Annotated in this window: 19 protein-coding genes and 1 pseudogene; 16 read left to right on the top strand and 4 right to left on the bottom strand. The window is 65.0% G+C overall.

The features are described 5' to 3' along the window. Nucleotides 1–83: 83 nt before the first annotated feature. Nucleotides 84–506 carry a helix-turn-helix domain-containing protein gene (locus tag IPV08_RS18900; RefSeq protein ID WP_056355111.1) on the bottom strand — a complete coding sequence of 141 codons (423 nt, stop codon included), beginning with the start codon at nucleotides 504–506 and terminating at the stop codon, nucleotides 84–86. A gap of 239 nt (nucleotides 507–745) precedes the next feature. Between IPV08_RS18900 and IPV08_RS18895 the strand changes: the two genes are divergently transcribed. From IPV08_RS18895 to IPV08_RS18850, 10 genes are all read left to right on the top strand, one after another. Continuing rightward, nucleotides 746–1,723: a cation diffusion facilitator family transporter gene (locus tag IPV08_RS18895; protein WP_056355113.1), complete on the top strand. Its 978-nt coding sequence runs from the start codon at nucleotides 746–748 to the stop codon at nucleotides 1,721–1,723. Nucleotides 1,724–1,730: 7 nt separating this feature from the next. Then, entirely contained in the window at nucleotides 1,731–2,417 is a 687-nt protein-coding gene (locus IPV08_RS18890; protein ID WP_056355116.1) for a hypothetical protein, read from the top strand. A 12-nt stretch (nucleotides 2,418–2,429) separates the two neighbouring features. Beyond that, nucleotides 2,430–3,179, top strand: a complete 750-nt coding sequence (locus IPV08_RS18885) for a response regulator transcription factor (RefSeq protein ID WP_056355119.1) — start codon at nucleotides 2,430–2,432, stop codon at nucleotides 3,177–3,179. Then, on the top strand, nucleotides 3,176–4,504 hold the full coding sequence (locus tag IPV08_RS18880) for an ATP-binding protein (protein ID WP_056355122.1): 1,329 nt from the start codon (nucleotides 3,176–3,178) through the stop codon (nucleotides 4,502–4,504). Before IPV08_RS18885 ends, IPV08_RS18880 begins: the two co-directional genes overlap by 4 nt. 99 nt (nucleotides 4,505–4,603) lie before the next feature. Beyond that, nucleotides 4,604–4,861: a hypothetical protein gene (locus IPV08_RS18875; RefSeq protein WP_056355125.1), complete on the top strand. Its 258-nt coding sequence runs from the start codon at nucleotides 4,604–4,606 to the stop codon at nucleotides 4,859–4,861. A 742-nt stretch (nucleotides 4,862–5,603) separates the two neighbouring features. After that, nucleotides 5,604–7,322 (top strand): HlyD family efflux transporter periplasmic adaptor subunit, encoded by a 1,719-nt coding sequence (locus IPV08_RS18870; protein WP_056355134.1) that lies wholly within the window; start codon nucleotides 5,604–5,606, stop codon nucleotides 7,320–7,322. A 13-nt stretch (nucleotides 7,323–7,335) separates the two neighbouring features. Next, the gene (locus IPV08_RS18865) at nucleotides 7,336–10,476 is read left to right on the top strand and encodes an efflux RND transporter permease subunit (protein ID WP_056355137.1); all 3,141 of its coding nucleotides are present in this window, start codon (nucleotides 7,336–7,338) and stop codon (nucleotides 10,474–10,476) included. Between the two features lie 36 nt (nucleotides 10,477–10,512). Continuing rightward, nucleotides 10,513–10,872: a hypothetical protein gene (locus tag IPV08_RS18860; protein WP_056355141.1), complete on the top strand. Its 360-nt coding sequence runs from the start codon at nucleotides 10,513–10,515 to the stop codon at nucleotides 10,870–10,872. A 106-nt stretch (nucleotides 10,873–10,978) separates the two neighbouring features. Then, nucleotides 10,979–11,287: a hypothetical protein gene (locus tag IPV08_RS18855; RefSeq protein ID WP_207413029.1), complete on the top strand. Its 309-nt coding sequence runs from the start codon at nucleotides 10,979–10,981 to the stop codon at nucleotides 11,285–11,287. 191 nt (nucleotides 11,288–11,478) lie between these two features. Beyond that, the gene (locus tag IPV08_RS18850; RefSeq protein WP_143103754.1) at nucleotides 11,479–11,778 is read left to right on the top strand and encodes a hypothetical protein; all 300 of its coding nucleotides are present in this window, start codon (nucleotides 11,479–11,481) and stop codon (nucleotides 11,776–11,778) included. 247 nt (nucleotides 11,779–12,025) lie between these two features. Here IPV08_RS18850 and IPV08_RS18845 read toward each other — a convergent pair whose 3' ends face one another. The 3 genes from IPV08_RS18845 to IPV08_RS18835 all read right to left on the bottom strand — a co-directional run bounded on the left by IPV08_RS18845 (nucleotide 12,026) and on the right by IPV08_RS18835 (nucleotide 14,412). Then, the gene (locus tag IPV08_RS18845; protein ID WP_056355145.1) at nucleotides 12,026–12,748 is read right to left on the bottom strand and encodes a hypothetical protein; all 723 of its coding nucleotides are present in this window, start codon (nucleotides 12,746–12,748) and stop codon (nucleotides 12,026–12,028) included. A gap of 600 nt (nucleotides 12,749–13,348) precedes the next feature. After that, nucleotides 13,349–13,897 carry a hypothetical protein gene (locus IPV08_RS18840; protein WP_143103753.1) on the bottom strand — a complete coding sequence of 183 codons (549 nt, stop codon included), beginning with the start codon at nucleotides 13,895–13,897 and terminating at the stop codon, nucleotides 13,349–13,351. Between the two features lie 14 nt (nucleotides 13,898–13,911). Beyond that, on the bottom strand, nucleotides 13,912–14,412 hold the full coding sequence (locus IPV08_RS18835) for a hypothetical protein (RefSeq protein WP_143103752.1): 501 nt from the start codon (nucleotides 14,410–14,412) through the stop codon (nucleotides 13,912–13,914). 325 nt (nucleotides 14,413–14,737) lie between these two features. On the opposite strand from IPV08_RS18835, the gene IPV08_RS18830 reads away from it, so the two are divergent. The 6 genes and pseudogenes from IPV08_RS18830 to IPV08_RS18805 all read left to right on the top strand — a co-directional run. Further along, a complete protein-coding gene (locus IPV08_RS18830; RefSeq protein ID WP_143103751.1) occupies nucleotides 14,738–15,148 on the top strand; it encodes a hypothetical protein in 411 nt (136 codons plus the stop codon). Nucleotides 15,149–15,677: 529 nt separating this feature from the next. Continuing rightward, the gene (locus IPV08_RS18825; RefSeq protein WP_246748039.1) at nucleotides 15,678–16,178 is read left to right on the top strand and encodes a hypothetical protein; all 501 of its coding nucleotides are present in this window, start codon (nucleotides 15,678–15,680) and stop codon (nucleotides 16,176–16,178) included. Next, entirely contained in the window at nucleotides 16,175–18,142 is a 1,968-nt protein-coding gene (locus IPV08_RS18820; RefSeq protein ID WP_091972174.1) for a hypothetical protein, read from the top strand. Before IPV08_RS18825 ends, IPV08_RS18820 begins: the two co-directional genes overlap by 4 nt. An 11-nt stretch (nucleotides 18,143–18,153) precedes the next feature. Beyond that, on the top strand, nucleotides 18,154–20,079 hold the full coding sequence (locus tag IPV08_RS18815; RefSeq protein WP_091972172.1) for a hypothetical protein: 1,926 nt from the start codon (nucleotides 18,154–18,156) through the stop codon (nucleotides 20,077–20,079). Nucleotides 20,080–20,747: 668 nt separating this feature from the next. Then, on the top strand, nucleotides 20,748–21,986 hold the full coding sequence (locus tag IPV08_RS18810) for a hypothetical protein (RefSeq protein WP_207413028.1): 1,239 nt from the start codon (nucleotides 20,748–20,750) through the stop codon (nucleotides 21,984–21,986). A gap of 401 nt (nucleotides 21,987–22,387) precedes the next feature. After that, a pseudogene (locus tag IPV08_RS18805) lies at nucleotides 22,388–22,986 on the top strand (hypothetical protein); the annotation flags it as partial.

Raw genomic sequence — 22,986 nt, 5'->3', positions numbered from 1 at the left:
GGGACAGTCCGACACGCCTCCGGGCGGCGTCAAGCGTCCCCGGCTTGTTCAAGGCAGATGCCCACCCCAATCCGTTTGCGTGCTCAGTGAGCCTCGTGAAGGCATTCCTCGTGGTCGGCGAGGACCTCGATGACCCGGCATTGGGCGATGCTGCCTCTCGCGCATTGGTCGACCATGGCCTGCACCTCGGTGCGGAGGGCGGTCAGGCGGGATAGGCGGTTATCGATGTCGGCGAGGTGCCGCCGGGCGATGACATCGGCATCGCCGCAGGGGCGGTCCGGCTGGTCCGCCAGATCGAGGAGCGTCCGTATGGCGTCCACCTCGAAGCCCAACTCCCTCGCATGACGGATGAACCTGAGACGTCGCACAGTCGCATCGTCGTAGGTCCGGCGGTTGGTGCCCGTGCGTTCCGCGACCGGAAGCAACCCGATGCCCTCATAATAGCGGATGGTCGGGATCTTCACGCCGGCCAGTTCGGAAAGGGCGCCAATCGGCAGGGGTTTCATATTTTCCGCTTGCTCCTCCAGCCACTAGAGGATTTACGGCATCGCCGGTCGATAAGGAAGACGTTCCGTGGTTGCCGAACCTTTCCAATTTCGTCCCGCCGAGCGGACGCAGGCCTTGGACGGGTGACCTCATGACCTGACTTGGCGGACGCACGAGCCGACCTCTCCCGCGACGTGGGCCGGAGGTTTTTTTCCCGACGGCCGACATACAACCGAACCCCCGTACCGGATCCGACCACATGGCAAGCGAGCACGACCACGACGGACATGACCACGGCGACGGGCACCAGGGCGGGCATTCCCATGCGGGACACCGGCATGGCCCCGGCCATGCGCACGCCCCGGCAAGCTTCGGACGAGCCTTCGCCATCGGCATCGCCCTCAACGTCGGCTTCGTCGCCATCGAGGCGACCTATGGCGTCCTTGCCAACTCCGTGGCCCTACTCGCCGATGCGGGACACAACCTGTCCGACGTGCTCGGCCTTCTGGTCGCCTGGGCCGCCACGGTCCTGGCCAAGCGTGCGCCGACCTCCCGCTACACTTACGGGATGAAGGGCTCGTCGATCCTGGCGGCGTTGTTCAACGGCGTCTTCCTGCTCGTCGCGGCCGGGGCCATCGCCTGGGAGGCGGTCCAGCGCTTCGGGCAGCCCGTGCCGGTCGCCGGAACGACTGTGATGGTCGTTGCGACCATCGGCATCGCCGTGAACGGCATCACCGCCTGGCTATTCGCCTCCGGTGCAAAGGGAGACATCAACATCAAGGGCGCCTTCCTTCACATGGCCGCGGACGCCGCCGTCTCCGCCGGCGTGGTCATCGCCGGCTTGGTGATCCTTTATACGGGGTGGACATGGATCGACCCGGTGGTGAGCCTGTGCATCGTGGCCGTCATCGTCTGGAGCACCTGGGGGCTCCTGAAAGACAGCCTCGTCATGTCCCTCGCCGCGGTGCCGCCGGGCATCGACCCCGAAGCGGTGCGCCGCCATCTCCTGTCCCTGCCCGGCGTCGTCGCCCTGCACGACCTTCATATCTGGCCGATGAGCACCACAGAGACCGCGCTGACCTCCCACCTCGTCATCCCCGCGGGACATCCCGGCGACGGGTTCCTGATGCAGGCCGCCAGTGAAATGAAGGACGAATTCGGGATCGGGCACACCACGCTCCAGGTCGAGACCAGCACGGACACCGCCTGCGCGCTCGCCTCCGACGCGGTCGTCTAGGCCGGCCATGCAGGCATGGACCTACACCCTGATCCCGGCTGCGGCGGCCATCGTCGGCGCCGCCGTCGCGGTCAACTTCCGGCCCGGCCCCGTCCTGGTCAGCGCCATCCAGCACTTCGCGGCGGGCGTCGTCTTCGCGGCCGCCGCCGGCGAGATCCTGCCGGACCTCAAGCACGCCGGCGCGCCATGGGCGACCCTGGCCGGCGGGGCCCTGGGCGTCGCCGCCATGCTGCTCGTCAAGAGCCTGGGCAGACGCGCGAAGGGGCCCGTCGGGTTGATGTCCGTCATGGCCATCGACATCCTGGTGGACGGCCTCGTCCTCGGCATCGCCTTCGCGGCGGGAGCCAAGGCGGGCCTCCTCCTTACGGTGGCGTTGACCATCGAGGTGCTCTTCCTCGGCCTGACTGTCGCCAACGAGCTCGGCGCCTCCGGCTCCTCGAAGGGCAAGGTGGTCGGCTTGACCGCGGGCATGGTGGTCCTGCTTCCGCTGGGGGCCTTGCTCGGTGGCCCCGTCGCCACCCTGTCGGCCACTGTCCAGGCCGGCTTCCTCGCCTTCGGGCTGATCGCACTGCTCTACCTTGTCACCGAGGAACTCCTGGTCGAGGCACATGAGGTCGAGGATCGCCCCTGGGTCACGGCGATGTTCTTCGCGGGCTTCCTGCTCCTGCTCCTGCTCGACCAGACCATGGGCTGACCTGAGGAATCGATGGTTCTCCAACCCGGCGAAAGCCCGCTTGGCGGTGATACCGGCCACATCGTGCTCGTCGAGGACGATGACGGCCTGCGCATGCTCGTGACCCGCCTTCTCCGGGAGGCCGGCTATCGCGTCACCGGCTGCAGGAGCGCCATTGAGTTCTGGCGCGTCCTTCCAGCCGGTGGCATCGACCTTGTCCTGCTCGACGTGATGCTTCCGGGCGCCTCCGGCCTCGACCTGCTCCGGGCGTTGCGGGCCAAAAACACGGTTCCGGTGATCATGGTCAGCGCCCGAAACGAGGAGGCCGACCGGGTGCTCGGACTGGAACTCGGCGCCGACGACTACGTGGCCAAACCCTTCGGCCGCCCGGAACTGTTGGCCCGTGTCCGGGCCGTGCTTCGCCGCGCGGCAATCGCGGCGACATCGCCCTCGGCCCCGACATCGGAGACCCTCGCCTTCGCTGGCTGGAGGCTCGACCTGCGCAGCCGATCGCTCCTGGATCCCGAGGGGGCGGCCGTCGACCTGTCCGGCGCGGAGTACGACCTCCTCTTGGTCTTCCTGGAGCACCCGGGACGTGTGCTGGGCCGCGAGATGATCCTCGAACTCTCCCGCGCCCGGCTCGGATCGCCCTCGGACCGCAGCGTCGATACCCTTGTCAGCCGCCTGCGACGCAAGCTCGAACCGCCCGAGGGGCTGCCCGCGGTCATCAAGACCATCCGCGGTGCCGGCTACATGCTCGCCTCCAAGGTAGAGCGCGCGTGAGCCGCCTCGCTCTGCTGGCCCGTAGCCTCGAAGCCCGAACGGTCGCCGTCCTGCTCCTGGCCATACTCACCGTCCACGGCGGGGCCTTGCTGCTCTACCGCCAGTCCGCGGCGGCCGCGGCGGACGATGCGTTCGCGCGCCAGGTCGCCAACCAACTCACCCTGGCGCGCGAGGCGGTGCTGAGGCGTCCTTCGTCCGAACGTGACGCCGAAGCGAAGGCTCTCTCGTCCCCACATTTCGAGCTGGGCTGGTCCAAAACCTCGCCGCTGCGCCAGGACCAAGCCGGAGACCCGGCGATGTGGTCGCTGAGATCCCGGATGGTCGCATCGGAGCCGAGCCTCGGACCCGGGCTCGCCCTGGCCATGGGCGGCGGCGGCGAGGCCATCCACGAGGAGGATCTCGCTGGTGCGCTGGCGCTCGTTGACGGAAGCTTCCTGACCTTCCACTCGGCCCATGCACCGAGCCTCGCCAGGCTTGGATCGTGGGCCTATCTCGCGACGGCGATGGCCATCCTCGTCGGCGTCGCCGCCGTCGTCCTGATCCACCGGATCGCAGGACCACTGCGCGACCTAACCCGCGCCACGGGGGAGATCGGACATGGCAAAGTCGTCCCCGTCCGGGAGGCCGGCCCCGACGAGACCCGCGAGATCGCCCGGGCCCTCAACGCGATGCAGGAGCGCATCCATCGCTTGGTGACGGAACGGACCCAGGCCCTGGCGGCCGTCTCCCATGACCTTCGCACGCCGATCGCTCGGCTTCGCCTGCGCCTCGACGGACTGCCTGAGGGACAGGAATTCCGGGGGATGGGCTCGGACCTCGACGAGATGCAGGCCATGGTCGATTCGACCTTGGCGTACCTCCGGGGCGACGCAGATCCCGAGCCGCGCCAGGTCACCAACGTCGCGAGCATCCTGATGAGCATCGCCGACGCGTCCTCGGATGCCGGACGCGACGTTTCCTATACCGGGCCTGGTCGCGCCCTCGCGACCGTGCGCCCAGTCGCCTTGCGGCGCGCACTCGACAACGTCGTCGACAACGCGGTGCGTTACGGTACCCGTGCCTGCGTCTCGCTCGCGGTGGACGTGGGGGAACTCCTGCTGACCGTCGAGGACGACGGTCCTGGCATCGCGCCCGACGAGGTTGCGAAAGCCTTCGAGCCGTTCACACGGCTTGAGGCGTCCAGGAACCGCAATACCGGCGGCACGGGGCTCGGCCTCACCATCGCCCGCCGGATCGTCGAGGCGGAGGGAGGTCGCATCGTTCTGGGTAACCGGGCGGAGGGCGGGCTACGGGTGCAGATCTCCCTACCGCGCAGCAATCGCTGACACACTTCGTCACGAACCAGGCGACCGGCAGACAAACGGGGTCGCTATCTCAAGTCTCGAAGCGGCCCGTTCGGCCGTCGGACCCCGGAGACAAGCACCATGAAGCGTACCGTCGTCGCCATTCTCACCGCTGGCCTGCTGGCAGGCCTCTCGGCTCCCGCCTTTGCCGCCGAGGACGGACATGGGAATGCGTCCAATCCCGAACGCGCCGTTCCGAACACCGGCGGCGTCTCAGGAGGGCCCGCCCATCGGGACGATCCGCGCGTGAGCGAGGCCCGCGAGATCGGCAAGGACGGCAAGCCGGTCCACTCCGACAAGGACGGGCACGCCCACGGTCATTCCCACGACAAGAAATAACAACGGCGGCAAGCCAGAGCGACCGTGAGGACGCGCCAATGCGAATGTTACCCCTCCTGGTCGTGTTCGCGTTGTTGGCCACCGGTATCGGCTGTGCCCTTGCGGCGAACGGCCGATCCGTTCCCGCCCACAACCTTCGCGGTGCGATAGTGCCCCCTCTCGTACCGTGAAGCGCCCGTCCCGATGGAACCGTCGGGGCGGGCACCGCCAACCTTCGGATGCCGGCCGGATCCCGAGGAGGCGATGACACGCTGCGCCCGAACCCAAGATGTGGTATCGACTTCAAGCCATGGCCTTCACCTCGCTTCCTTCGCGGCTGCTCACCATGATCCTCCGGATCATGGTTCTCGTCGCCTTGGCGCCGGTCGTGGGCCTCGGGCACTCCGGGCACGACCACTCAACCGAGCGAAGCGCTCCCGCGGAATACGCCGCGGTTCCGGACCACGCTGCGACCGAGATGCCGGCCGGTAAGGCGCACGACGACCAAGCCGCCGCTACGGATGCATGTTCGGGCTGCGGCTCCTGCCAAGCCTTCGTGACGCAAGCCTCCGACACTGCGCGCGGCGTCTGGGGAAAAGCCGGGTGCGTGGCGTCGGGACCGGATCTGGCCCTTCCGAGCGTGGTCCCGGAGACGCTACCCGAGCCTCCTCGATCCTTCGCATGAGACGCGCGCGCCGACGCGCCTGACGCCGCCTCCCACTCGGATGCGGCGAATGTCCCATACGAGAAGGCTTGCATCGCGATGAAGACCCGGCTTCCGGCTGCCCTTGCGGCGGCGGTCCTTACGTTCGGTTTGTGGTCGGTGGCGCCCCGGGCGCACGAAGGCCACGACCATGGCGACGAGGCCAAGTCCGCCCCCGCCGCCAACGCCCCAAGAGGCACGTCGTCGACGGATACGCTCGAATTGGTCGCCGTCGCCCGCAACGGCACCGTGTCGGTGTTCGTCGACCGGGTTGGCACCAATGAACCGGTGACGGACGCGGCCGTGACCGCGGAAACGCCAGAGGGGACCACGGAGGTCGCGGTGGCGCCCGACGGCAGCTACCGTCTCGACGCCCATTGGAGCGAGAAGCCGGGCGAGTACGACGTCCTGTTCACCGTCAAGACGGGCGGAACCTCCGACGTTTTCCCAGTCACACTGAACGTTCCCGACCTGCCCGCGCCCGAGGCCAGCGGAGGGGCCTCGGCATGGGCGACCGGGCTGGCCGTCGCCCATGACTTCCGGCAGCACCTCGGACAGGCCGACCCGCTCCCGATGATCATCGGCGGCGTCGGCTTCCTGCTGGGAGTGGCGGTGACGCTGCTGATCCGAGGTCGGCGGCTCGTTCCCGCCCTCGGAATCCTGGTCCTCGCCGCCGCGCTGCTGTTCGGGCCGCCCGCCTTCGCCCATGAAGGGCACGACCACGGCGGCGAGGGCTCACAGAAGGGAGCGGGCACGCCGATGGCGACAATGGGCGCCCAGGATTTGGCCCAGCGCATGCCGGATGGCTCGGTGTTCGTGCCTAAGCCGACCCAACGCATTCTGACCGTCCGGACCATCGTCACGGCGTCCGACGTGCTGGCCCGCACCACGGAGTTGCCGGGCCGGATCATCGCCGACCCCAACGGAAGCGGAGTGGTCCAGTCCTCCGTCGGCGGGCGCCTCTCGCCGCCGCCGTCCAACGCATTTCCGCGTCTTGGGACGCGGGTGAAGAAGGGTGAGGTGCTAGCGACCGTAACCCCGCCCGTCCAGGCGGTGGACGTCTCCGACATGCGACAGCGCCAGGGGGAGCTGGACCAGCAGATCACCATCATGGAACGCCGCGTCGAACGCTTCCGGAAGCTGGCGCCGGGCGGCTCGGTCTCGCAGGTCCAGCTGGACGACGCGCAGGCCGAGCTGAAGGGTCTGATGGACCGTCGTGCCGCCCTGGATGGCGTCCGCCAGCAGCCCGAGGCCCTGGTCGCGCCCGTCTCCGGCGTCGTCGCCGAGGCCAACGCGGTGGCCGGGCAGATGGCGAACCCGGGTGCGATGGTCTTCCACATCGTCGACCCCGCCCGGCTCTGGATCGAGGCGCTGAGCTTCGACGCACTCGCGAGCACCCAGGACGCCACGGCCCGCCTCGCCGACGGCCGGATGCTGACGCTGAAGTACATGGGTGCGGGCCTCGCCGACCGAAGCCAGGCGGTTCCGATGCACTTCGCCGTGCAGAACGCACCGGCCGAACTGCGCACGGGTCAGTTCGTCACGGTGCTGGCGGCGACCGACACCCAGCAGAAGGGCTTGGCCCTGCCGCGCGTCAGCGTGGTCCGCGGCTCGAACGGGCAGAACATCGTCTACGAGCACACGCAGCCCGAGCGCTTCGAACCGCGCGAGGTGCAGGTCGAGCCCCTCGATGCCGCCCGCGTGCTGGTCGTGTCGGGGGTTGGCCCAGGCAAGCGCATCGTGACCCAGGGCGCCGAACTCCTCAACCAGGTCCGCTGAGGGAACCGGCGCCATGTTCACCTTCCTCGTCACGCAATCCCTGCGGAACCGCCTCGTCGTCCTCGCCATCGCCGCCGTGCTTGTCGTCTACGGAGCGTTCACCGCGGTCCGGCTACCTGTCGACGTCTTCCCGGACCTAAACCGGCCCACCGTCACCATCATGACCGAGGCGGAAGGCCTCGCCCCGCAGGAAGTCGAGCAGCTCGTCACCTTCCCGCTGGAGACGCAGATGAACGGGCTGCCGGGCGTGGCCCGTGTCCGCTCCGTCTCCGGGGTCGGCTTGTCGGTCATCTACGTCGAGTTCGATTGGAACACGGAGATCTACCGCAACCGCCAGCAGGTCTCCGAACGCCTCGCGATGGCCCGCTCGCAGCTGCCCCCCACGGTCAGCCCGATGATGGGCCCGATCTCCTCAATCATGGGGCAGATCGTGATGGTGGCGGTGACTGGCGACACCGTGTCGGCCATGCAACTGCGCGAGATCGCGGACTTCACGATCCGGCCGCGCATCCTCTCCATCCCCGGCGTCGCCCAGGTCATCCCCATGGGCGGCGAGGTGCGCCAGTTCCGGGTGGCGCCCCAGCCGACGGCCCTGCGTGCACTTGGGGTCACCCATGGCCAGCTGGAGACGGCGTTGGCGCAGTTCGGCGTCAACACCGGCGGCGGCTTCACGGACCAGTACGCCCGGGAGTACCTCATCCGGAACCTCAGCCGGACGATGAACCTCGACGATTTACGCAACATGGTCGTGGCGACGGTCGAGAAGAAGCCGGTCTTCCTCCGCCAGGTCGCCGAGGTGTCGTTCGCGGCCAAGGTCAAGCGCGGCGACGCCGGTTACATGGGCGCGCCCGCCGTCGTGGTCTCGGTCGAGAAGCAGCCGGGCGTCGACACCGTGCAGCTCACCGCCGCGGTGGAGAGCGCGCTCAAGGACATCACCGCCTCCCTGCCGAAGGGCGTACGGGCCGACCGGCTGATCTTCCGGCAGGCGAACTTCATCGAGACCTCGATCCGCAACGTGGAGACGGTCCTGATGGAGGCTATCGTCGTGGTGGCGGTGGTGCTGTTCGCCTTCCTGCTCAACGTCCGGACCACCGCCATATCGCTCACCGCGATCCCCGTCTCGATCCTTGCCACCGCCGTAATCTTCCACTTCGCCGGGCTGTCAATCAACACGATGACCCTGGGCGGCCTCGCCATCGCCATCGGCGAGCTCGTCGACGATGCCGTGGTCGACGTCGAGAACATCTTCCGGCGGCTTCGGGAGAACCGGGCCGAGGGCAACCCGCGCTCGGTCTTCGACGTGGTGGTCGCGGCCTCCCAGGAGGTGCGCTCGGGCATCGTCTACGCGACCATGGTCATCGTTCTGGTGTTCGTGCCGCTGTTCGCCCTGTCGGGCATCGAGGGGCGCCTCTTCGCGCCGCTCGGCCAAGCCTACATCATCTCGATCCTGGCGAGCCTCGTCGTCTCGATCACCCTGACCCCCGTGATGGCCTACTATCTCCTCCCGGGCCTCAAGCGCCTCGACGAGCACGAGAGCGGCCTGATCCGGGTGCTCAAGCGGGGCGTGGCCGCGATGCTGCGCCCGGCCCTACGCCACGGTCGCCCGATCATGTTTCTGGCCGCCCTGGCAGTGGCCTGCGCCGGCCTGGCGGCGACGTTCCTCCCGCGGGCGTTCCTGCCCCCGTTCAACGAGGGCTCGTTCACGGTCAACATGACCTTCAATCCGGGCATCTCGCTCAGCGAAAGCAACCGGGTCGGGCTGGCGGCGGAGCGGATGCTGCTGGACATCCCCGACGTGCTCTCCATCGGACGCCGCACCGGCCGGGCCGAGCTCGACGAGCATGCCGAGGGCGTCCATTCCTCGGACCTGGAGATCGACCTGAAGGCGGGTGCTCGTTCGAAGGCTGAGCTCGTCGCCGATATCCGGAGCCGGCTGGCGGTGCTGCCTGTCAACGTCAACGTGGGCCAGCCGATCTCGCACCGCCTCGACCACATGCTCTCGGGCGTTCGGGCCGAGATCGCCCTCAAGGTCTTCGGGGAGGACCTCGACACCCTGCGCACCATTGCCGAGGACCTGCGCCGGCGCATGGCCGGCATCCCCGGGATCGCCGACCTGCAGGTCGAGAAGCAGGTGCTGATCCCGCAGCTGGAGATCCGGGTCGACTACGCCCGGGCCGCCCTTTACGGGGTGCAGCCCGCGGCCTTGGTGGAGCAGCTGAGCCGCCTCTCGAACGGCCAGGTCGTCTCTCGGGTCGTCGACGGCTATCGTCGCTTCGACGTCGTCATGCGACTGTCCGATGCGCAGCGAACCACCCAGCGCCTTGGCGACCTTCTCATCGAGACACCGTCCGGCTGGGTTCCGGCGCGGCAGATCGCCGACATCCGGGAGACGGACGGACCGAACCAAATCCTGCGCGAGAACGCGCGGCGCCGGATCGTTGTGCAGGCCAACACCGCGGCGGGCGCCGACATGGGCAAGGTCGTGGCCGGCATCAGGGAGCAACTCGCTGCCGCCAACCTGCCAAACGGCTACGTCGCGAGCCTGGAAGGCTCGTTCCAGGCCCAGGCCGAGGCCGGCCGCACCATCGGGTTGCTCTCGCTGCTGTCGCTGGCGCTGGTGTTCACGCTCCTGTTCAGCCGCTACCGCTCGGTGGTCCTCACCCTGATCATCCTGGGCAGCATCCCGCTCGCCCTGATCGGCTCCGTGGCGGCGCTCTGGATCGCCGGGCAGCCCCTTTCGGTCGCCTCGATGATCGGGTTCATCACCCTGACCGGCATCGCGACGCGCAACGGCATCCTAAAGATCAGCCACTGGCTCAACCTCGCCATCCAGGAAGGGCTGCCCTTCGGACCCGAACTTGTCATCCGCGGCAGCCTTGAGCGGCTGACACCGGTCCTGATGACCGCACTTTCAGCCGGGGTCGCGCTCGCACCGCTGCTGATCGGCGCGGACGCGCCGGGCAAGGAGATCCTGCACCCGGTCGCGGTGACGATCTTCGGCGGCCTGATCAGCGCCACCCTGCTCGATACGGTCCTTACGCCGATCCTGTTCCTGACCTTCGGCCACAAGCCCCTGGAGCGCCTGCGCGCCGAGGCCATCGCAGCTCCTCCCTCCGAAGGCATCCGCCGCACCACCCCGGTGGAAGCTTTCTGAGCCCGAACCCTCAACCCGAAGGAAAGGATTTTTCCGATGCGTACGATTCCCGCCATAGTCCTCGCCGCGTTCCTGGCCGTCTCCCATCCCGCGCAGGCCGCCGGGCCGAACGGGGGCTTGACCACCGTCGCGGACGGTCATCCCATTGAGCTGGTCAGCACCGATAAGGACCTGACGTTCTTCGTCATCGGCGAGGACGGCAAGCCCGTGGACACCGCGGGCATGACGGCCAAGGCCTTCGTGCAGGTGGGCGGCAAGACCGAGACGGTGGCGCTGAAAGGCGCCGCGCCGAACAAGCTCTCGGGAACGCTGCCGGCTCCGCTCGCCGCCGGTGCGAAGGTGGTCCTGTCCACAAAGATGCACGGTCACAACATCCAGGCACGGTTCGAGAAATAGCCGGGGGTCGGACCTTGATGCGGTCCGGCCGAGCCCAGGCTGTCGGCCTCCTCTAGGGGGCCGTAACCGGCGGGACCAAACCGCCATGTCACAAAGGATACCGACAATGATCAATTCGACCGGGATCAAGGCGGCCCTCGGGGCCGTCGCACTTGCCGCCAGCCTCATCCTAGGCGCGGGTTCTGCTATCGCCCAGCATCACGACGGCGGCCACGGTGGCAGCCGCGGAGGGTATGGCCATGGCGGCGGCTACCGTGAGGGCCATGGCGGCGGGCATGGCTACGGCCACGGCGGTGGTTACCGGAGAAGCCACGGCGGCGGGCATGGCTACGGCCACGGTGGGGGGCACCGTCGTGGTCACGGCGGCTACGGGCACGGTGGTGGCCATGGCGGTCACCGCGGTGGCCATTACTAAGGCCCGTACTCTCGGTCGTCCGGCGGAGCCTGCTTAGGCGCAGGATCTGCCGGAGGACATAGCGAGCCTCGATAAAACTTCGCGGTCTTGGCCTCGCCGGGAAGGCGCGCTCTGCTCCGCCCCCCGGGAAGGCTGGTCGGCCGATGCGGATATCAGTCGTTCCAACCGTAGCAAGCGAAGTGCCCTCGGCCGTGACCATGGTGCTCGCAATCATGGCTGTGGCGGATCGAGTGATGGTCGAGGTGATTGTCCTCGTGCGCGATGTGGTCGCATTCGGCGTCGGACCGAACACATCCGAGGTACCTTCGATGAACGTGATGGTGATGATGCTGGATCAGAGTCAATCCCGGCATCATTTGCTTCTGATTTCCTGCTCCGTGCGTTCGGAAATCAGTCCTTCCAAACTCGCTGGAAAGGGCGGGACCCATGAAGCCAATTGCGATGAGACACCCAAGGACAGAATAACGAAGCTTCATTGCGTAACCTCGTGATGGCAGCGCCAGAATGAGACTATGGTTTAGATGCCACAAGGGGTTTTTCTTGTAAATTGCTTCGAGCTATGCTGGCTCGTAGGGACCGAACCCAAAAGGTCGAACCGGGTAACGGACCGTGGGAACAGCCCCCCCGGAGCGACGGGGAGTTACCATATATCACCTTCTGTGCTGCCACATATCCATCGCCTACTAACAACCTTTGAGGTGCCCAGCGCGTCCACTACCGGGGACAAATCCTGCACACTTACGGGGCTAAGCTCACAAGGATGGCTTCATCGTTGTCGAGGGGCACTGCCTCTAAGACAGGATTGCCAAGGCTCAAAAGGGTATCTCGCAGCAGAACCATCCACATGATGTGCCCCTCGATAACGGGCATGCGCTCGTGCCCCGAGGCGATGATGTCGAACGACTCCTGGATCGTCCGGTCCCTCAGGGATTCCGGGATGCAGCCCGAGCGCATCCACATGGGCGGGATGCGATCGGGGCAGCCGGGGTGCTTACAAATCGCCCGCAGGATACCCTGGATTACAGGCCGGGCAGCTTCAGCGTGCTGTTCAAGCACGAGCCGGCGCCGCGCGCCCTTTGCCGGGATCGGCAGCATCAGGCGGCCATTGTTGTGCTCCTCGTAGATCCTGTCTGTCGTGGGGATCCAGAAGCGCCGATCTTTTCCCCTGCCGGCCGTGCCGAGACATCCGTACAAAAGAGCACCGCGCGCATGACAGGCTGCCTGGAGAGCCTTGCTGGCGTCTCGGACGCTGTAGCCCACGCTCCGCAAGGCCCGCCAGGACATCCACCCGTCTATAAATTCGGGGATGTCCATCTGCCCCTGCCGGCGTCCTTGGCCTCCGAAGATCTCGCGCACGTCGAGTTCGATTAGAAACGGCGACGTCAGGCGGGGCTCGATCTTCGTCCACCCGTACTCGAAGATCTCGATTGCCTCGTCACTGTTGATGCGCCTGCGTGCCATAGCAGCCTCGGGCCTTGGGTTGGGACAGAGCGACGGTGGGGACGACGCTTGCGAGCGTCGGAATGCCGTACGCTGTCCAGATGGCTAAGCCGCGCAGAATGCTCGACATCGAGCGCGCATCGAGAACATAGCGGCGGGGCGATCGAGCCCGTCCTGCAGGGCATGGACACAAGGTCGTCCTCAACAGCGTGGAGGTTCTTAACGAAGCCAGACGGTGGGGTCCTAAGCAGAGCCATGCTTTCGAGGATTCAAGTGGCTTCAGGCGAACAGGCGTCCTCAAGCAGTCCGCGGCTTTGTGAGGCGTTCGATTGGTGAGACAAGCAAAGCAGGCTCGGCAGTCGTAGTAAATTCTTGATCGCTTTGCCCGAGAGGACGCCCGGAACTAGGAGAAGGCGAACTTACGGCCGTATGGTCAACTTACAGTTGAGGAAGGAGAGCCATTGCGAGAGGCCAACTGGATGACGAATGAGCATGTCAGGCACCGAACCATTTTGACGAACTCTATTTGAACCGAGTGGTGCGTGGGCATGCCCCTGGGCCCGGCGTGGGTCTCGTTCGAGGGCGACATCTCGCATAGAATACAAAAGTACGGCTTAAGATCTAGAACATGAGCGATTGCAGGGCCTCAGCATCGTCGTCACGCACTGGTTCGACGCGAAAACCGACGCCCACAACCATTTCTCGAAGAGCCTTAAATAGAGACGGCTTTTTCTCAAAAAAGCAGCCTTTATTTCCAGCTAGGATTGAAACTTGTTGAGCACAAGCCCAGTCACCACCTCGCCACTTTAACGTTGGCAAATAAACACCGCCGACCGTCAAAACTAAGCCAACGCTCTCTCCCTCGGGCGTCACTCCGGGAATTCGACAATCCCATGCCATTTCGATTTTTTTCAATATGAATCGCTTTGAATCGATCGAAAATCTAGAATTGATAAAGAGCGGATGGCGCTCGACTCGCTCGACCCCGTGCTGCCAATACGACAATCTACCGCCTAGCCTGGGTTCAACGTTGTAGATCAGATGGCCAGACTCAATGCAGACTTTTGGGAGTGGGATACCAGTGATTTGATCAGGGTCTTCCAGGTCTGTCTGCTCAACTCTGTATTTTCTATAATTAATAGGTCGAAGTGCAGGCGCGCGTTTAATCATGAATATCGCATCATTCAGTGCACTACGGAACGAACATGCTGCGGATTCGCGGCAATGTACGCTCGTCCATAAGGAGTTGCTGCCTGCCGCATGTTTTCGACAGCTTGTTTCCCACCATCATTCTGCTGTTCCCTCCTGTGATGTCGGGATGCGGCCGAGTCCCCGAAAGCGATATCTAAGAAGCGCGCATCCATGTATGAAGCAACGAAGAAAGCAGTTAATCTTAGTGTTCTCTGCAGTACCACCGGCTTCTCATTTTTGGAGCTGCCATCCGTCTCCACAACCTTCAAATCAAACCCCGATCCATCAAGGACAGGAGCTCCTGTAATGACATACAGAGCGCCTTGATGTGGTGCATCATCAGAAGGAACGATCGCAAAAACAGCATCGTTGTGTCTAATCTTACTATTGATAAACTTAACTTGCTGAGCAGGACCCAAAGCAGACAAAGCTACCTCGTTCTCACGAGCCTTTTCTATCATGTCTAAGGTGAAATCTTCGATCTTATTGGCCATTGGGTCCGTGGGAGGCTGAGTCAAAGCTGATGCTAAAAAAGTTTTTAGCACAAATGCCGGCTCGCGATAGGGGCCAAAAAAATATATCCACAGGCTTGCGTGTCTGCCTGTCCATGCCAGTCGCATGCGATTAAGACCTTGGAGAAGCTACAACACTCACCCAAAGCATCCTAAATAGGCCTGCCACTGAAAAACGTCTTACTGTATATAACCGATCAGATTACCCGTAGAATATTATATCATTAGATAACATTTAACAGTTTATACACTAGGTATGCGATATAAAAGCTCAAAAGCTAGCTGCATGAATTGGATACTAATATAAATGAAATCAAATCGCCCTTTACCCGGCAGTGCCGAAGCAAAGACCCGCCGAACTCCTAAAGTTAATACATCAAATCTTAGCGACGAGCAGTGCGTACTTCGAGAGCACGTACTCAATCTTGGGAAGCAAGCTTTTGGAGAGCGTTGGCTCTCACCAATGGCTGCTGCCTTGTCTGAAAAAACTGGTCGCCGTATCTCGGTGTCTCAAGTTGCTCAGTGGCAAAGTGGCGAAAGGCCAGTGCCGATTGCTCTGGTTCCCGTTTTAAACGTCATCGCACGCAATGCTGTAGAACATTTGTTGCATCGAGTTGATGAAATACAAACTCGCTGGTTTGATGCAAATATGTCGGATAGCAATCTTGACATAAGATCACTTGTTGCTCATCTTCAGAGGGAGAGTAGTATTAAGTAGATTACGAATTACTAAAATATATTTATAAATCCATGGCCTATCCGCTACATAGTGATAACTTACCTAATTTTAGCAGCTGCGCATTTACAAGTTATCCAAATTCTTCTTACATCATAATGCAAATTATCCCGGTAGTCCGGCCCTGTCAGGCGAGCTGACTCATGAGGAACCGTTGCACCTGGGAAAGACGGCGTTCCGCGTCTCCGCGCGGGGCTTGGCTAAGACTTGTAGGCGCTTTCCGGCAGGGCGGATAAGGTTCGAACCGAACAAAGAACCTTAACGGGATGCAGGCGGTTTATCCGATCGTCCACATGCGCGTTTCAGGCACGAACGGGCGGACCATATGACGTCTGGCATTGCGGCCGATGAGGCCCCAGCCATTTTGCGGGCCAAGCGGTCCTCCGCAGACACGGGCCTCCATCACCGGGACGCCGTGCGGCTCCTCTTCATACTGGCGCTGGGCAGCGAGGCGGACGAGACCGTTGGAGACGCCGGACCCGTACGGATATTCAGGGGCGAGAAGCGCGCGATGGCGATCGACTTCCTCGTTCGATACCCCGACTACCTCGCGCACGAACTCCTGAACCGTTACGAGCACGAGCGTCGGCCCGAGCAGCTGGCGGAGGTCGAGACCATCTTTGCCGCCGACGAGCCGGACGTTCGCTTAGTGAAGATGATCAGGTGGCATCGCGGGGCCTTCCAGAACATCGAGACGCCCCTTGCCATCCTGCGCTTCCATGGCTTGGTCAGGGCCCTGCGTAAGTCCGGCGGGCAGCGCCGGCATGATTTCGTCGTCGAGCCCGCTGCCTTCGCGTTCATGGACGACGCCATCCGGAGGCAGCCCGCCCTGGCCTGGTATCGGGACCGGGCCGCCCTCGTCATGAGCCTCGCCGGCTTCCGCAGCGGGTCGAGCCTGAAGGACGACCAGTACCTCCACGAGGAGTACCGGGACGCCCCGCTTGGAACCGAGATCCCGTCGATCCGCGATCGGGTGCTGGATCGGCTGAAACGGCTGAGGGGAACGCCATGACCGACACTGCGGCGACCGTCGGGGATTGGGTTGCGACCATCGCGGGCCGCGCCGGCGTCTCAACGGACGAGGTACGCGAGGTCCTGGAGCGGCACGGCATCGAGCCGCAGGCGTCGCTTCCACGCCGGCGCCGGCTCTGCCTGACCAACCTGCACCTTAAGGGCATGAAGCGCGGGACCGACGACGATCGGCCCATCGATTTCCATTGGGGACCCTTGTCCTCCGGCCTGTGGGCGGTCCTGTCCGAGGACAACTTCAGGGGAAAGTCGAGTTTGCTCAACATCGCCCAGGCGGCGTTGCGCGGCAGTTTCTCGACCGAGGTCAAGCCGGACGTCTGGGGCTGGCTCAGTCTCGTTCAGCTCGACTTCCGGGTGGACGCCTCGTCCTACCGCATAACGCTTGAGAAAGCCGCGGGAGAGAAGGACCCACGGCTCGCCCAGGCGACGCTCGCGCGTCTCGACGGCGACGAATGGTTCCGGATCCGGACGGGACCGGCCGACAAGGGCTTCGAGGATGCCGTCGCCGACAACATGATGGAGGAGTTCGGTTTCGCGAAGTTCCATGCCTTCAACAAGGATCAGGGTTCCCACACCCATGGCTGGAATTCCATCGCGGCCTCCATGTTCGTGAACGGCCCCGGCAAGGCGGTCTTCGCGGAAGTCCACCACGACGGCGTCAGCCTGCGCCTGCTGCAGCTGTTCATGGGCCTTCCGTGGGTCACCACCTACACGGCTGCGACGACGGCCTTGAAAAAGGTGACGGCGGACCGCGCGCCCGAAAAGGCCGCGGCTCCCGGCGCGGACCGCCTTTCGGCGCGCCTGGCCAGATTGGAAGCCGAGCTGGTCGAGGCGAGGAAGACGAACGACCGGCGGATCGACCGGGTCGAGCTCCGGCGGAGGCTCGTCGATGCGGACGTAAGACTCGTCACCTTGCAAACCCGGGTATCCGACGGGCGCGACGCCGAGGCCGCGCTGACGCGCCAGGTCTCCATGGCCAGCTCGTCGCTGGGGTCTTCGCGCGGGATGCTCCAGCAGCTCCTCGACGAGAAGGCGGCGGGCCTCGTCTTTCGCACGCTCCGTCCCGTGTGCTGCCCGTCCTGCGACGCCGGCCTTGATGCCCGGGCCTTCGTGGCCGCGGAGTTGAGCGGCAGCTGCGCCCTTTGCGGGACGGAGCACGTCGACGGATCCGACGAGGACATCCGCATCGAGGACCTCAAGGCCGACGTGGCCGATGCGGAGGCCACGCTCGCCAGCCTGCGAGCCCAAGCCGAGGCCGCGTCCCAGCATCAGAGGTCGACGGAGACAGCGCGGGACGGTGTTCGTAACGAGATCGACGAGATCTCCGAAGAGCTCGCATCCACCGAGGTGGCCGATGCAGAGATCAAGGTCCGGACATTGGAAGCGCAGGTCTCGCAGTTGAGGGAGATCCTAGCCGAGGCCCCGGTGGCGGCACCGGTTGCGACGGGTATCGGGGATGCGGAGATCCTGCGCCGCGTCGTCAAGGCGACGAAGGAGCTTTACGACGACCTGCAGCGTGACCTCCTCGGGGAGGTGTCCCAGGAGCTGACGGACCTTTGCCGCCGCTTCGGCATGAAGAACGTGGAGCGGATGGAGTGGTCCGCGAATAACGTCCTCAGGATCCGTCAGGGCGACGCCGACACGAACTTCTCAAGCCTCGCCGCCGGCGAGAAGCTTCGGGTTCGCATCGCGGCGGCGCTCGCGGTGATCGAGGTCGCCAGGCGCCGGCATTTCGGCAGGCACCCGGGCTTGCTTGTGCTCGACAGCCCGGCCGCCCAGGAAATGTCACCCGAACATTTCGCGGCCCTGATGCTGAGTGTGCGGGAGGTGGTGTCCCAGGCCGACGACGTGCAGGTCATCATCGGCGCCGTCGCCCGACCCGAGCTCCTCGACGTTGTGGAAGGCAGCAGAACCTTGCACCCTGGGGACGATCGATTCCTTTTCTAACGGGACAATCCGTGGCCCTGGACGTGGTGCAATGCCTGCTGGACGCCGCCGATCCCGCGGACGTCGACCTGTCGGGGACGACGGCCGATGCGCTACGCGACGCCGTCCGGGACAGGTCGACCGAGGTGGAGGGCGCGGACCTTTTCGTCGCGCTCGTCACACATCCACGGGTCGACCTGACCCAGCGCGCTGCCGAGGAAATCGTCCGCCGTTCGGCCGACGTCACCGCGATGATCGAGATCTCCGCATGGCTCGGCCGAGGCGGTCGCCTGCAAGCAACGGCGCGTTCGCTGCTCGGACGCGCCTTCCTGGCGCGCGCGGTTGAGGCAGGTCAGGACTACGGCGTCCGTTCGCATGCCCTCAAGGGGGCCATGGTCCTCGGTCAGTCCGACCGTGCCCTGCTCAAGCGCCTCCAGGCCGAACTCATCGACCTCGACGTCGAGGACGACGGCGATTTCCTTCGCCATGCCGCGCGGGTCGCGGGGGCGATACTCGCACAGGAACCCGACGACGACCTTCGGGCTGCGCTCGAACGGTTGCTGCAGGTCGGGGAAGCCGAGGACGAGGCGTCCATGGAGCTAGGGCTCGATGCCCTGCGGAATGGATTGGACGCGTCGGGACCGGAAGCGGCCCTGGGTGCCTTCGAACGGGCCCGTTCATGGTTCGCGAGGGCCGAGGAGGTCGGCGGGGACCGCGAGGACGCCCGGCTTTACGGCCAATGCGTCGATACGCTCGTGGCGTTTCAATCCGGTCGGACGCCGGCGGATCTCGCAGCCCGCATCGACGGCATCAAGGCGTCGGCCTTCGCCTATACAGCATACCTCACCGTTTCGGACCGGCCGGAGGAGATCGTTTCCTGGCTTGGCCTGAGGAACGAGGAGCGGGTGCATTGGTCGCTTCTAGGACACCGGCTTGCGTCCCTCGACCTGAGCCTGTCGAAGCAGGCATGGCTGAACGCCGCCGCGGTGATCCAGGAGGAATTGCTGACCGTCTACGCGGCGAGCCGAAGCCTCGTCGGCCGGGCGGCCGACGGCGGGCTGGAGGTCGTCCTCCGCCCGCGCATTGTGGGCGCCCTCCAGCGGGAAACCCATTCACTGGCGCTCCTCGACGAATGGATCGTGGAAAACGCCTCCTCGGGCCAGCTTCCGACCGCCACCGATCTCAGGGCGCGCGTCGCGGAGGCAAGGGAGGACGCGGTCCTCCACCGCCCTACGTCGGCGGCGGCCGGGTGCTCTCCGACCGCCGCCCTCATTGAGCTAATCCCCGAGGATCTCCGCGGATCGGCCCTTGGACGCATCGCCGCGGCCATGGCGTATCTCACCGACGCGACCACGGCGACCGTGATCGGAGACCTCTTCGACACTGTGATCCGGGATCTGCAACGGAACGCGGATTACCTACGGGACCCCGACGGCCGAACCCTCTTCGACATCGTCCTCTGGACGACCGTGCTGTTCGTCGTGATGCGCAGCAACGTCGGCGTGAGCTCCCTCGGGCGGACCCGGTACATGTTCGAGCGCGACTTGGCGAAAACCCCCTTGGAGGCGGAACTCCACGCAGATTACTTCGAATTCCTGATGGGCTCGTCCCTCGCTTCGGTTTGCCAAGCCGAGGCGAGGGACATAGGCGGCGGGCGCGTCGACATCCTGTTCTCGTTCATGCGCACGAAGATGGTGGCGGAGATCAAGCGCACCCGTCAGAAGCTCACCAACGACGGTGTTGTCCGTCGCTTCGGCCTTCAGAAAGCATCGTACGACGTCACGAACGTCCGCTACGGCATCCTGATGGTCCTGGATCTACGCGAGATCGGCGGCGGGCAGCCCGTCGTATCGGAACGCGTCTCCGTGCATCACCTTGTGCCGCGATGGGGTACCTCGGAGCACGTCATCGTGCTGTTCCGCGTGCAGGGCCGCCGCGCGACTCCTTCCAAGGTTTGAGAGCCTGTCTAAGATCATTTTGTTAGACTGTATTATTGAAACCCCATACTGGAGGATGATACCCAGTCGTTGGTTTGTACTCCGATATTGACACAGCTGGACTGCCTTCGAGTCCCCCCCCGTAATCTGTTGCGTTGGCCAACTGCAACAAAGGGCCGGAGGGATGCGTCGCCGGTGACCAGGGGCAGCGTGCCGTAAGGCCTAGCCCGTCACTGCGACCGGAAAAAGGGAGCAGTCAGTTCAGAGCGGCCTGCCGATTTGGCGAAGAGGGCGAAAGGTCGTTCCGTTCGGGTCGGGAACCTCCGCAGAGCGGCCCCCCGGTTCCCGGGTCCGGGCCCGCCGCGCCCCTAAGCCTCCATACCCCCTGCGGCATTTTGTCAATCCGCATTTCACTTCCGAGGCCAGACAATGCCCTGTGGCCCTTTTTGAGATGGAGTTGGGGGATTCTTCCAGTGACCTCCATTCGGCCGGCGTAGCCCCCGAAATTATGCCCCCTAGCCCCATCAGCACAGCTTCCCCAGCGGTGATGTATTCTTCCAAGTAGTTCTCAGAGTTGACGCGGTGGCGCACCGTATATTGCCCTAGACGTAGGCCAGACTCGCAAGCACCCTTTGGTATTCGTGTCGGTGTGGTGCCCGGCTCGACCCCCTGTGAGTGAGCTGGCAGACATGAGTAACGACTGGACTGGGGAGCGGGATCGCGCCCTCGATTTCCACTGGCGAGTGCCTGAAGGCATCCTCGCCTCCGCTGGCGTCCCCGCCTGCCCCGACCGAAAGCATGACGCCGCCCGGCGCTCGATCCTGGCCGCCGTCTGCATCGCGGCTGACACTGCGCCCGGGGAGGGGGCCTGGATCAGCTACTCGCGCCGCCGCGCGTTCTACGCGAACCAAAGCCGCTACCAGGGTCTCGCCTACAGCTACGACCGGGTCCTGCGCGTCGTCGACGAGCTCCTCGACCTTGGTCTCATTGAGGAGATGCGCGCCTCCCCCGGCGCCCATCTGCTCCCCAACGCGCGTCAGTCCAGGATCCGCGCGACGCCGGACTTGATCCACGCCTACCGCGACGCGCCCTTCGAGTACGAGACGAAACGCTCCCGCCTCATCCTGAAGGACGAGGCCGGCGACGTCATCGGCTACGATCCGACCCGTCAGACCCGGCGCCTCGAAGCGGAGCTCGACCGCATCAACGCCTACCTCGGCACCGTCTCGGTAACGATGCCGACGGGCGACGGATGGGAACACGCCACGCGCGTCGTCCGCGCCCGCAACGACAAGCGGGGGACCTGGGCCTGCGTGGTGCCGACCCCATTGCCCGAGGCCTACCGCGTGTTCGGGCGGGGGCGCTGGGATCGCCACGGCCGGCTCTACGGCTGGTGGCAGAGCCTCCCCAAGGGCGCCCGCAAGGACCTCCTCATCAACGGTGAGGTCTGCGTCGAGCCGGACTTCGCCACGCTCCACCCAAGGATCCTCTACGCGGCACGGGGGCACGTCCTGCGTCACGATCCCTACGAGACAGGGACGTTCCCCCGTGCCGAGGGCAAGCTCGCCTTGAACGTCGCCCTGAACGCCAAGACCATGAACGCGGCCGCGGCGGCCCTCATGGACAAGGACACCTGGGGGCACGGCTGGGACTACACCCGCGGCCTGCTCAAGGCCGTCGTAGCGCGGAACGCTCCCATCGCCGCAGACATCGGAGCCGACCGTGGGATCCGCTGCATGGCCGTGGACAGCGCAATGGCAGTGGACGTCCTCAAGGCCTGCGGGAAGGCGTCCGTACCCTGTCTGCCAGTCCACGACAGCTTCATCGTACCGGCTTCCAAGGGCTCGTGGATGGAGGCTAAGATGGAGGAAATCCTGACGGGCGTTCTCGGCGCTGTAACCCGTTCTCCCGCCTCAATAATCGGGTAGTTGGTTCCACATATGGGCCTTTTCGTGCCCGGCGGGCCCGCCTCTCCTCTCTCCTTCTCTCTCCCGCCGCCCTCTCAGGATGGGTCTCAGGGGGTCGGGTGTCCCGCCGCCCTCTCAGGATGGGTCTCAGGGGGTAGGGTGTCCCGCCGCCCTCTCAGGATGGGTCTCAGGGGGTAGGGTGTCCCGCCTCCCTTCAAGGTTTGGTCGCAGCTATCCTGCTCTCGGACCGACGCTTTCTTGCCTCTGTCCTTGTGGGTGTCTGCCCCGTCCGGTATAGTCCCGGCACTCGCTCCACGGGTCTAGATGCACCACGTCTAGGGAACCCCTCGCCACCGATTGGCGGGGGGTTCTTCGTTTCAGGTCCCTGGAACGGGCGGCCCGGCCTCCCGTAGCCTCGGGCCATGCCCAGCCCCTTCGACCTCGTCCGCATCCAGTCCGACCTCGGCGACGTCCTGGGATCGTACATGGATGTGTTCCTCTCCGAGACCTCGCTCGACCGCTACCGGCGAGCCTGCGCGTGGGTCACGGACGAGACGGTCAAGACGTTGTCCAAGTGCGCCACCGCCGGCCTGGATCGCGTCCTCGACGATCCCACGCCGTGGATGCGCAAGGCCTATCAGTACCGCCGCAGCCTGGCGAAGAACCGAAAGGCGGGGGTCATCCAGGCCGAGGTCTACGTCGCCGAGAAGCAGTCCGCGGTCCTGAAGTACCACGTTGGCGAAGGCGAGAACGTTCGCTTGCCCGGCGACGTCGGGCTCGCCGGCGAGCACATCCTCGTGCCCAACTGGGAGAACCTGGCGCTCACCCAGGGCATCCGCCCGAACGCCTACGGCAACCTCGCGGGCGGGGTCGTGGCGCGCCTCAATCGCGAGATCCAGGGGCAGAGGGCCAAGAAGACGGCCGCCTACCGTTGGTCCGTCTACAAGGCCGACAGCTTCATGGTGGGAGGGCGCAAGGCGGTCGCCTACATGGCACGCCCCCCCGCGAGGAGGCCCCCTTT

This window comes from Methylobacterium sp. SD274 (assembly GCF_017355285.1).
In the GTDB taxonomy this organism is placed as follows: domain Bacteria; phylum Pseudomonadota; class Alphaproteobacteria; order Rhizobiales; family Beijerinckiaceae; genus Methylobacterium.
Note: the sequence above shows the minus strand (reverse complement) of the source record. Positions and strands in the feature narration are given on the sequence as shown.